Annotated in this window: 8 protein-coding genes; 5 read left to right on the top strand and 3 right to left on the bottom strand. The window is 36.7% G+C overall.

Annotation, left to right across the window (positions count from 1 at the left end):
* Positions 1-25 precede the first annotated feature (25 nt).
* Together gltX and ACQ76T_RS19260 are read left to right on the top strand one after the other, a co-directional pair.
* Entirely contained in the window at positions 26-1,534 is a 1,509-nt protein-coding gene (gene gltX / locus ACQ76T_RS19265) for a glutamate--tRNA ligase (protein WP_431344878.1), read from the top strand.
* 49 nt (positions 1,535-1,583) lie between these two features.
* Positions 1,584-2,540 carry an acetyl-CoA carboxylase carboxyltransferase subunit alpha gene (locus ACQ76T_RS19260; protein WP_431344877.1) on the top strand — a complete coding sequence of 319 codons (957 nt, stop codon included), beginning with the start codon at positions 1,584-1,586 and terminating at the stop codon, positions 2,538-2,540.
* 358 nt (positions 2,541-2,898) lie between these two features.
* On the opposite strand, the gene ACQ76T_RS19255 is transcribed toward ACQ76T_RS19260, so the two are convergent.
* The 3 genes from ACQ76T_RS19255 to ACQ76T_RS19245 form a co-directional block, all read right to left on the bottom strand.
* Positions 2,899-3,705: a GLPGLI family protein gene (locus ACQ76T_RS19255; RefSeq protein WP_431344876.1), complete on the bottom strand. Its 807-nt coding sequence runs from the start codon at positions 3,703-3,705 to the stop codon at positions 2,899-2,901.
* A gap of 74 nt (positions 3,706-3,779) precedes the next feature.
* Entirely contained in the window at positions 3,780-3,989 is a 210-nt protein-coding gene (locus tag ACQ76T_RS19250) for a hypothetical protein (RefSeq protein ID WP_431344875.1), read from the bottom strand.
* Positions 3,990-4,257: 268 nt separating this feature from the next.
* Positions 4,258-5,019: a DUF6759 domain-containing protein gene (locus tag ACQ76T_RS19245; RefSeq protein WP_431344874.1), complete on the bottom strand. Its 762-nt coding sequence runs from the start codon at positions 5,017-5,019 to the stop codon at positions 4,258-4,260.
* A 143-nt stretch (positions 5,020-5,162) separates the two neighbouring features.
* Between ACQ76T_RS19245 and tsf the strand changes: the two genes are divergently transcribed.
* From tsf to ACQ76T_RS19230, 3 genes are all read left to right on the top strand, one after another.
* The gene (gene tsf, locus ACQ76T_RS19240) at positions 5,163-5,987 is read left to right on the top strand and encodes a translation elongation factor Ts (protein WP_422695580.1); all 825 of its coding nucleotides are present in this window, start codon (positions 5,163-5,165) and stop codon (positions 5,985-5,987) included.
* Between the two features lie 196 nt (positions 5,988-6,183).
* Complete coding sequence (locus ACQ76T_RS19235) at positions 6,184-9,525, top strand: gliding motility-associated C-terminal domain-containing protein (protein WP_431344873.1); 3,342 nt, start codon at positions 6,184-6,186, stop codon at positions 9,523-9,525.
* A gap of 79 nt (positions 9,526-9,604) precedes the next feature.
* Positions 9,605-12,430: a gliding motility-associated C-terminal domain-containing protein gene (locus tag ACQ76T_RS19230; protein WP_431344872.1), complete on the top strand. Its 2,826-nt coding sequence runs from the start codon at positions 9,605-9,607 to the stop codon at positions 12,428-12,430.
* The last annotated feature ends 10 nt before the right edge of the window (positions 12,431-12,440 follow it).

The raw sequence follows: 12,440 nt of genomic DNA, 5'->3' as shown, positions 1-12,440 counted from the left end.
TAAATTTGCAAAAATTTAAATTGAAATGGAGAAAGTAAGAGTACGTTTTGCTCCAAGTCCTACCGGACCTTTACATTTGGGAGGCGTAAGAACTGCATTATATGATTACCTTTTTGCTAAAAATCAAGGTGGAGAATTTGTATTGAGAATAGAAGATACAGATACCGCAAGATATGTAGAAGGAGCTGAAGAATACATTGAAGAAGCTTTGGAATGGTGCGGAATCATCCCTGATGAAAGTCCGAAGAAAGGAGGGAAATTTGCTCCTTACAGACAATCTGAAAGAAGAGATATCTACGACCGATACACAGAGCAGATCCTGAAAACGGACTATGCCTATCTGGCTTTCGATACTCCTGAAGAACTGGATGCTATGCGTGCAGAGTTTGAAGCTAAAGGAGATGTATTTTCTTATGATAATAAAACCAGAAACCGTCTGAGAAACAGCCTTGCTCTTTCTGAAGAAGAAGTTCAGAAACTATTGGACGAAAATACACCGTATGTAGTACGTTTCAAAATGCCGGTGGACAGAGTGTTGAATCTTGAAGATATCATCCGTGGAAAATTCTCTGTTAATACAAACACGCTAGACGATAAAGTTCTGGTAAAAAACGACGGAATGCCAACCTACCACTTCGCCAACATCATTGATGATCACGAAATGGAAATTTCTCACGTAATTCGTGGTGAAGAATGGCTTCCTTCTTTAGGATTACACACTCTCTTATACGAAGCAATGCAGTGGGAAGCACCACAGTTTGCGCACCTTTCTTTGATCTTAAAACCTGAAGGAAAAGGAAAACTAAGCAAAAGAGATGGAGATAAATTTGGATTCCCAGTATTCCCTCTTGATTTCAAAGATCCTGCAACAGGAGTTGTTTCTAAAGGGTACAGAGAAAACGGATATCTTCCTGATGCTTTCATCAATATGGTTGCATTATTAGGATGGTCACCTGCAGACGATAAAGAAATTCTTCCACTGGAAGATATGATCAAGGAATTCGATCTTCATAAAGTACATAAAGCTGGGGCAAGATTCAGTAAAGAAAAATCAGAATGGTTCAACCATCAGTATATTCAGATGAAAACGGATGAAGAGCTTCTTCAGACCCTTAGAAATACGGATATTGACCTTTCTGGAGTTTCTGATGAAAAGCTTTTAAAAGTGATTCACCTGATGAAAGAAAGAGCAACATTCCCAAAAGATATCTATGAAAGCGGAAAATTTTTCTTCGAAGCTCCCACTTCTTATGATGAAAAAGCATCTAAAAAAGCATGGAATGAAGAAACATCTGTAGTTTTAGGGGAATTGGCTTCAAATTTTGAATCTACAGATTTCGTTGCAGAAACGCTGAAGCAAACAATGCATGATTTCGCGGCAAATAAAGGTCTGGGAATGGGTAAAATAATGATGCCACTCCGTTTATCTTTAGTAGGCGAATTGAAAGGACCGGACGTTCCGGACATCCTGGAAACCCTTGGTAAAGAGGAAAGTATCGCCAGAATAAGCAATGCTATAAATAATTTTAAATAGAATTACCATAATTTTTCATACATTTGAAAGATTTAATTTACTTCAAGAAATGGAATATTTAAGTTTCGAACTTCCTATCAAAGAATTGATGGATCAATACCAGACCTGTTCTTTAGTAGGGGAAGAAAGTGGTGTTGATGTAAAATTAGCATGCAGCCAGATTGAGGACAAGATTTTAGAAAAGAAAAAAGAAATCTATGGAAATCTTACACCTTGGCAAAGAGTACAACTGTCTCGTCACCCAGATCGTCCTTATACATTGGACTACATCCACGGAATGGCAGATAAAGGCAGTTTCTTAGAACTTCATGGAGACAGAAATTTCGCTGATGATCCGGCAATGATTGGAGGATTGATTACCCTTGACGGTCAGAAAGTAATGATCATAGGGACTCAAAAAGGAAGAACAACCAAAGAAAGACAGCACAGAAGATTTGGAATGCCAAATCCTGAAGGATACAGAAAAGCTTTACGACTGATGAAGCTTGCTGAAAAATTCAACATTCCTGTGGTAACTTTAGTAGATACACCGGGAGCTTATCCAGGATTGGAAGCTGAAGAAAGAGGACAGGGCGAAGCTATTGCAAGAAATATTTTTGAAATGGTTCAGCTAAAAACGCCCATCTTCACTTACGTTATCGGAGAAGGAGCCAGCGGTGGAGCATTGGGAATAGGTGTAGGAAACAAAGTATATATGTTGGAAAACACATGGTACACAGTAATTGCACCGGAAAGCTGCTCTTCTATCTTATGGAGAAACTGGGATCACAAGGAAGATGCAGCCAATGCGTTAAACCTTACTCCAGCAGATGCCTTAAGAGAAAAGTTCATCGACGGAATCATTGAGGAACCCCTTGGAGGAGCTCATTATGATCAGGAGACAACTTATTTAAATTTGAAAAATTCTATTCTACAGAATATCAAAGCTTTTGCCAAATTTACAGGACAGGAGCTTGAAACCCAGAGACAGGATAAATTTATCGCGATGGGTCAGTTTAAAGGATAAAAAAATAAAAGGTTAAGAATTTTTTTCTTAACCTTTTTTCTTTAGTTTTCTTCTTGCTTAATCGGCGACTATCAATATATTCCCAAATTAGCAGAAATTTTCGATGTTGAACTTCATGAGTTTTTTAAAGACGATCAAAAAATTCATATTACCAATAACATTGAAAACAAAGATAAAACAGGAACCGGAGGAGTTGGAGTACAGAAAGGAAAAATCATAATTAATATGATAATTACAGATGAATCCTCTGCAATCAAACTTAGCGAACAATTAGAAAAACTTTTACATAAAAAATGATTTTCTATTCATTGGGTTCTTAATAATAAAGGAAGCTTTGCAAATTGCAAGGCTTCCTTTATTATTCCAAGCTTAGTTCAATAGGATTATATTGATCATATAATTTTCTTGAATTTCTATTTAACTGTCTAATAGTTTCAGGATCCGCATTATCCAATACTTCTGAATAATCAACCTGCAAAAAAGAATCTTTGCGCCATTGGTAGGCTTTTTCCTTCTTGGCAGATTTTACATTTTTGTATGAATTAGCAAATGGACAAACCACTTTTCGTTTTTTTAATTTATATAATTTGTAATGAAAATTGTCTTTATCATCATACAGCTCAACAATAAGACCCGGTAATTTATTAAACTTATAAGGGCCATAATTTAGCGGAATATTAGGATTGAAGTAGGCTATCCAGTTTCTTCCGTATTTGTTAGTAATTGCTTTCTGGCAATTAACGTTTCCAATTTTTTTAAATTCGTTAATCAATTTCCATTCTATATTGTTTACCTCTTCATAGTTAACATATGCTCCTGAAATAGGAGTTGTTACATATATTTTCCCAGCTGTAATTCCTATATTCTCGGGATATTCAGATGAAAATTTAGAAAAGGATTTAAAATCAGTTAAAGGATCTCCTGTTTCTTTTATTTTCTTATAATACATCAAAGAATCCTTTACGTAGACGTTCATACTTTTGAAGTAAGATTCCTTATCATTCATCAGTAAAATAAAGGTTGCCAGTTCACTCTTTGCATTAGGTAAATTAGAATCCTTATAGTCTAGTGTATATCCTGCAACATATTCCGAAGAAAAACTTTTTTGGGATTTTATTACGATAATTAAAAACGTGAGAATCAATAATACTATTTTTTTTTCCATAACATAAGAAATGCTATCCTGATATACTACCAAGATAGCCAAGATTAAATTAATTTTTATAAACTCTCAATAGGTTAAGAAATATAATAAACGATATGTGCCGGACGTACTCCGCATGCACTCATATTAAGCCCCATTAAAGTACTCGTTAAGGCTTCAGTAGTTACATTTGCTGCGTAATTTTTATTAATTTGGAAAACGATACCACAAGAACTTCTGAAGGGAAATGCAAATACGCTTGATATTCCTAAAAATACCATTGCTAGAATAAGTGTTTTTTTCATAATGTGTAAAAATTTTGTTTGTTATTGTTCAGCAAACATATGAAGTGAAATTGGAAAATAATGTTAAAAAAACTCAACAAATTTTGTCGTGTTTTTTCAACATTTCTATAAAAGAAACAGAATAATAAATGTATTTAACAACAATCTATTAAACACAAAAACTAAAACTTATAATTTACAAAATCTAGTGAAAAAATATTTACCATTATTCAATAAAAAACGGTTAAGAATTTCTTCTTAACCGTTTTATCTTTAGTTTTCTTCTTGCTTAATCGGCAACATTGAGAGCAATCTCAATATCCTGATCAATTTTTTTTACTGAAGAATATTTTGCATCACATACCATGGTTGTCATTACATATTCTCCTTTATCTATAAGGATAAAATTTTGTCCTTTTGCGGGTACACTTAGATTATAATATTTTTTTCCGCTGATTTTAACTACCAAATTACAGGAAGAGCGGTTTTTGATATTAATATAAGCTTCATTCTTATTAACATCATTATTAAACATATGAGTCAGCATGGCGGCTGTTCTTTTCGCTTCTTCACTAGGTTCGGACTTACTCACCCCGGCAGTTTTTGCGGATCCTACTGAAGCAAAACTTGTTCTTCTTTCTTCTTTTAGAGCTTCAATAGCTGCTGCGGTGTTACTGTTAACAGCAGCTTTACCATTCGTTGCAGATTTATTTACCGCAATTGTTTTACCGCTGTTCAGTTCATTATTTTTAACAATATTTTCAATTTTTTCTTTACTGATTGGTTTGATCGTAGGCTTCGCTTCCGGAGAATTGTTGGCCATGATCATATCAATCAGCTTTCTTTTAAAATAATCTGTTTTGGCGTGTCCTGGGTTTTGTTTCAGGAAACCGGCAATCACTCTGGCTTCTTTTGATGATTCTGCATCCTGCTCCGTATAAATGATCACTGTTTCTTTTTCAACAACAGCTTTGGATTTTGTTTTTTTCTTTTTTTGGGAAAAACCAAGAGAGAAAATGCATATAAATAGAAGGAAGAAGATTTTTTTCATTAATCAAACCTTTAAAATAGTATTAATTATATTAATAACGTGAAAAGTCATTTTTTAGTTTATCATTAAAATCATTATCTTTGCACTGCTTTAAAATTAAGCTAAAAATTAATACTAATCTTAAATAAAAAATAATAGATATTATGTCTTATACACCAGTTGCTGCAGACGTAGCTAAATTAAGAAACCAAACAGGTGCAGGTATGATGGACTGCAAAAAAGCTCTAGTTGAAGCTGAAGGAGACTTCGAAAAAGCGGTAGATATCCTTAGAAAAAAAGGACAGAAAGTTGCTGCTAACAGAGCTGACAGAGAATCTACTGAAGGAGCTGTAATTGCAAGAGTAAATGAAGATAACACTTTAGGTGCTATTATCTCTTTAAATTGTGAGACTGACTTCGTTGGTAAAAACGAGGCTTTCGTTGAGCTTGCTTACGAATTAGCTGAAATGGCAATCTTCGCTGCTACTAAAGAAGAATTATTGGCTACAGATTTCCACGGAATGACTGTTGCTGACAAATTAATCGAGCAGACAGGTGTTATCGGTGAAAAAATCGAAATCGGTACATTCGAAAGAATTGAAGGTCCATTCTTAGGAGCTTACATCCACGCTGGAAACAAAATTGCTGCAATCACTTCTCTTTCTGCTAAAGTAGACGGAGCTGACGAAGTTGCTAAAGCTGTTTCTATGCAAGCTGCTGCGATGAACCCAATCGCTCTTGACGAAACTAAAGTTTCTCAGGAAACGATCGACAAAGAATTAGAGATCGAAAGACACAAACTTACTGAAGAAGGTAAGCCTGCAAACATTATTGATAATATCCTTAAAGGTAAAATGCAGAGATTCTACAAAGACAACACTTTGGTACACCAGGATTTCATTAAAGATTCTAGTATCTCAGTTGCTGACTATGTAAAATCTGTAAACGCAGACCTAAAAGTAACAGGATTTATTAGAGTAAGCTTATAATTAATCTTTCAAAAAGATATTGAATCCCGGTGAATCTTTCACCGGGATTTTTTTATTGAAAAGGGTTATGATTATTAACCCAATATCACGGGAATTTTAAATATTCAACAATTACACAATAAACGAGATTTCATAGTTTTTTTTATATAAAAAATTGATTATTAATGCTTAAATTTGCGGCCCCTTATAATAACTCATGAAAAAATTTCTACTCGCTTTTTGCATTTTTCTTTGTTTATTAGTAAATGCACAATTGGATTCTGAGCACTGGATTGCTCCAATGTCTGCAAGTTCTCTTCAGGGAACTCCGCAATGTTATTTATATTTATCTACCAACGAAACGACTCCGTTTTCTGTTCAGGTTTCTAATAATAATGTTGTATTCAGCACGGTACAGGTAAGTAAAGGAAATCCTGTTCAGCTTGATATCCCAAGCAATTTTATGGTTGGTTCTACGCCCACCCATCTATTCAATCCCAATAATACGATGGGACTGCATGTAAAAGGATCTAAAAAATTCTTTGCCAACTTCAGATTCTCAGTACCACAGCAGGCCGAAATCATTACTTCCAAAGGAATGGCAGGAGTTGGAAAAACTTTCTTTATCGGAACCGCTCCTACGACTTCTCCTAAAAACCACGTAAACTCTACCGTTGGCGTAACGGCTACAGAAGATAATACTACGGTAACGGTTTCAGGATATAATCCCAGCATTGTTTTCGCCGACGGAAGTGTAATGGCATCAAGAACATTTACCATCAACAAAGGAAAATCTTATATCCTTGATGTAAATAGTAATATGGGAGGGACTGCCAACAGAAGAGGTCTGCTAGGAGCAAAACTTGTTGCCAACAAACCGGTATCTGTAACCAACGGAAACTTCAATGGCCTTTATACCAATCAGAATGACAGCAATGTGGATGTACTGATGGATCAGTCTGTTCCGATAGAAAGGCTGGGAAAAGATTTTATTATGGTAAAAGGAAATGGACCCAACTCTGTAGGAATGGAAAAAGCAATGATTATTGCTACAGAAAACGGAACTACCCTTACCGTTAATGGAACTCCTCTGGGTGGAACTCCTCTTAATGCTGGAGATTACCGTCTGATTGAAGGGAACAACTACATCAACCAGGGCGGTGGAAATTATAATATGAGTATTTCCTCAAACAAGAATGTATATGTATATCAGCTTCTTGCAGGAGCTTCAGGAAGTACAGTATATCAAACAGGGGGAATGAATTTCATTCCGCCATTAAGCTGCTTTTTACCTAAAGCTATCGATGAAATCGGATTTATTAATAAGATAGGTAATACAGCTTATGATACTAAACTTAATATCATTACTCAGGTAGGCGCAACTGTAACAGTAAATGGAGCCACTGTCACAGGTTTTGTCCCTGTGAATGGAAATCCGAACTGGGTTACTTATTCTAAAACCAATGTTACAGGAAATATTACCGTAACTTCTACAAAGCCCGTAACCGCAGGAATTGCAGCCGGAAACGGAGCTGTAGGATATGGAGGATATTTTGCAGGATTCTCTTCGATTCCTGTTATTACTAAAACCGGAGACTGTTATAATGGCGTTCTTCTGGAAGTTGATCCCAGCCATGATGCTTACCAATGGTACCTTAACGGAAACATCATCCCTGGAGCAACTACTCCTACCATCAACCCGGACTTATATGGTACAGGAATCTATACGTGTTTCATTACGAAAAACAGCTGTGAATCCAGACTTACAGCAGAATATGATTACACAGCATGTCCTCCTATTACCACTACAACTTATGATATCGGATCGTGTGGTACAAAAGTAATTAATCCCGTATTTACGAGTTCTACACAACCCGTAGATCCTACGAGCACCAATATTATTGTATCTCCTACCAATGGAACTGTTACTATAAACCCTACTACAGGACAAATTGTCTATACCCCAAATACAGGTATTACAACAGATACTACAGATACATTTACCTATTATATTCAAGGAACCGGAACTCCGGCTGCTTTTGAATATTTTAACATTGTGGTGAATACTCACATTATTCAAACCACCAATGCAGCGCTGACATCTTGCTCAGCAGCTAACGGTAACGGAACGTTCAACCTTACTACAGCGATTGTAACATCTACTCCGGGTACTACTGTTACGTATTATACCAATGCCAACTTAACAGGACAGATCACCAACCCTACAGCTTACACAGGACCTTCCGGAACGGTGTATGCCGCTGTAACAGCCTATGGATGTTCTCAACCTGCAACCATAACCTTAACAGCTTATCCTACTCCCAACATCAATACAGGTAACTACAATGCTAATATTTGTGATGAAGATTTTGATGGAATTGTAAGTGTTAATTTTGCCAATGTAACTCCGCAGATCGTAACCAACTCTGCCAATTTCATTGTAAGATATTACCTAAGCCAGGCAGATGCCAATGCAGGAAATAACAACACGCTTCCAGCTAACTGGACTTTCAGTGCGAATACAACAGTATATGTAAGAGTGACAGGCGTTGTAGGGGACTGTGCTGCTGCTTTGGGACAAATTAATTTCACCATTGGTTCTAAAATTCCTTTGATCACAGGTACAGCGAAAGCAGATATTTGTGATAATGACCTTAATGGTTCGGAAGCGGTAAACCTTAATAACTATAAAGGGTTATTCACTACAGATCCAGGTGTTATTCTATCTTTTTATACTTCATTGGCCAATGCACAGGCAGGAATAAATGCTGTTTCAGCTTCACAAACGCTTACTTCAGTGAGTGTTTTCTATGTAAGGTTTCAATCTAATACAGCATGTCCTACTACAGCTGTTTTAACGCTTACTTTAAAATCTCCTAAGAAATCAGGAACTCTTCGTGATCAGGTAGTTTGTTCTAATGACAAAATCATTTTGGACGCAGGCCCTGGGTTCTCATCATATTTATGGAGCAATGGCGCTACCAGCCAAACCATATCAGCCGGACCTGGAAGCTATTATGTAGATCTTGGATTTAACGGATGTATATACCGTCAAAATGTAACCGTAACAACATCTCAGGCTCCTACTATTTCAAAAATAGATGTTGTAGGAACTAACGCTACAGTATATGTAACCGGAGGAACAGCTCCTTACAAATATTCATTGAATGGAATTGATTATCAAGCATCTAATGTTTTTGTCGGATTATCAAGAGGGCTGCATACTGTATATGTATTGGGCTCAGACGGATGTTCTCATGTAACAAAGGAGTTCCTGGTGCTTAATCTTATCAATACGATTACTCCGAACGGTGATGGTATCAATGATGTTTTGAACTATTCTGAACTGAGAATCAAACAGAATGTAAGCATAGAAGTCGCTGACCGATATGGTGCTTCGGTTTATAAGTCCACTGACAAAAATTATAAGTGGGACGGAACCTCCAATGGAAGGCCTCTTGCAACGGGAACATATTGGTATGTAATAAAATGGATAGAACCAGACACCCAATTACCAGTTTCGTACTCCGGATGGCTTTTAATTAAAAATAGACAGTAATTCCTCAATATTTATTCACATTTTATTAAATGTATTTGATTTTTTATTTTATTTTTGTAGAAATCCTAATTCCATTCAAATGAAAAGATTTCTACTCAGTTTGGTATTAATTTTTTTTACAATTAATACACTCTTTGCACAAAGAGATACAGAGCATTGGATTGCTCCTTACTACGATAGCGTTGGTGGTTATACCAACATGCTTTATCTGTCTACAGACTCTACAACCCCGTTTGATGTAACCATATACAACAACGGCAATGTGGTGAGTACAGTTACTATCAGTAAAAACAATCCGCAAACTTATAAAGTTGCTAATAACCTGATTTCCACAGGAACAACAACTGAAGCATTCACAATAGGCAACAAGGGACTCTATTTAAAAGGAGACAAACCTTTCTATTGTAGTTTAAGACTTGCTCAAAGTGTACATGGTGAGGTTATTACCAGTAAAGGAAAAGCGGGTATCGGAAAGACATTCTTTGTCGTTCATGGTCCCAATACGGATATAAGCAGTCTTTATAATTTTACAGCGGGGGTAATGGCCACTGAAGACAATACCAACGTAACAGTATCTTGGAATAATGCAGGTGTAGTTTTCATCAATGGTAATCCCACAGGTAATTCTCATACCTTTACATTACAAAAAGGGCAGTCTTTCATTTTCGCAGGCTCAGGGTCCCAATCAGGTAATCAAACCGGCTTTATTGGTGCAAAAATAGTTGCTGATAAACCGATAACCCTTACGAATGGAAACTGTAACACCAATTTCTCTGCTGTCACATCAGGAAGTGATCCGGTTCTTGACCAATCTGTACCGGTTGACAGACTTGGAAATACCTTTGCAATGGTAAAAACAAGATCTACACTCGCTACTTTAAATATGGAAGGAGGAATTATTGTGGCTACCGAAGACAATACTGAAGTCTATTTAAATGGAGTAAATCTACCTGTTGCAACGCTTAATGCAGGACAATGGTATAGGATTAATGAAACAAGCTATATAGCTCAGCCAGGAACAGGAAACCATTCTAACATGTTCATTTCAACAACAAAGAATGTATATCTGTACCAGTTTATTGGGATCTTAAACAATGCTGCAACCAATGGATTCAACTATATTCCACCATTGAACTGTTTCCTTCCAAGAAAAATTGATGAGATCGGAAAGATCAACGAAATGCCTCTTGGCACCAACGGAGCTAGTATTACCCAGAGTGATTTGGTGATCAAGCTAAACATTCTGACTGAAACTGGAGCTACCGTAATGGTAAATGATGCACCTACAACAGCAGACCAGGGACCTTACCCTTTAACAGGAAATACCAACTGGGTAACATATGCAATAACAGGAGTTACCGGGAACCTTAAAATCACCTCTACTAAAGCTGTAACAGCCGGAATCAATGGAGGATACAGTTCTGCAGGATATGGAGGATACTTTGCAGGATTCTCATCCATCCCTGTAATTGCTAAAAAAACAGGAAACTGTGTTCCGGGTATTATTCTTGAAGTGGATGATAGCTATGAAACCTATCAGTGGTTCCGTAACGGAGTAGCTATCCCGGGTGCTAATAGCTATACTTACACTCCCACACAATCTGGAAATTATACGGTAAAAGTAACAATGGGATCATGTCCTCCTGTTACCACTCCGGTTTATATTGTTCAAAACTGTTTAAAAGAGACCACGCAGGCACTTAACGCATGTTCTACAAAAATTATCACACCAGCATTTACCTCTTCTACTCAAACTCCGGTGGCCAGTACAGTAGTAATTGTGACCCCTCCTACTAAAGGAACAGCCGTAGTAAATCCAAACGGAACCATTACCTATACTCCTAATGCAGGATATCTTGGTGCTGATAAAATTGTTTATAAATTCTGCGGAAACGACACTGCATTTACAGACTGTGAGCAGGTAACTTTAAACCTTACCGTAGTGCCGTTTACAGTAAAAGATGCTACGATTACAGCATGTTGGTATGATGTGGATCCTTTTGCTTATTTTGACCTGACAAAAGCAAATGTTACAGATTACAACCTGGTAGTAAAAAAATACTATCGTACTATAAATGATCTTACAGCAGGAATCAACGAAATAACAACTCCAAGCAATTTCCCTTCAACAGGAGGTGTTGTATATGTGAAAGTAACAACCACAGAGGGATGTACAGCTAATGCAAAAATCACACTGGTACCACTTCCTATCAAGAAATCACCAGTATTGGTTGACCAATATATCTGTATGGATGCTAAAACTGATCTGGAAGCAGGTCCTGGATATGATTCATATCAATGGAGTACAGGTGCTACAACTTCAGGAATCAGAAATGTAAGTGTAGGAGAATATTCTGTAATTCTTGGTAAAAACGGATGTTTCCTTACTCAGATTGTAAAAGTAAAAAAAGTAGAAGATCCGGTAATCCAAACTATTGAGATCAACAATAACAATGCAACAGTGACCGTAAGCGGAGGTAAAGCTCCTTATAAATTTGCTGTTGACGGAACGGCTAACTGGCAGGACTCAAATACCTTCACAGGATTAACAAGAGGACAACATACATTCTATGTAAAAGATTCTTACAACTGTACTCCTGTGGCCGTTGAAATTACAATTCCTAACCTTCTGAATGCAATCACTCCTAATGGTGATAATGTAAATGACTTTATCGATTACAGTGAATTGGCATATAAGGAAAACCTTACGTTTGTAGTGTACGACAGATATGGAAATATGGTATTCACCGGAAATAAATTCAACAACTACAAGTGGGACGGAAAGCACTTCGACAAAAAGCTTGTAACAGGAACGTACTGGTACCACATTAACTGGAATGAATCTAATAAAGACAAAACTCCGGTAAAATATACAGGCTGGATTCTTGTTAAAAACAGAGAGTAAGAATTAATAC

The sequence above is a fragment of the Chryseobacterium sp. JK1 genome (assembly GCF_050632815.1).
Taxonomy (GTDB): Bacteria; Bacteroidota; Bacteroidia; order Flavobacteriales; family Weeksellaceae; genus Chryseobacterium.
Note: the sequence above shows the minus strand (reverse complement) of the source record. Positions and strands in the feature narration are given on the sequence as shown.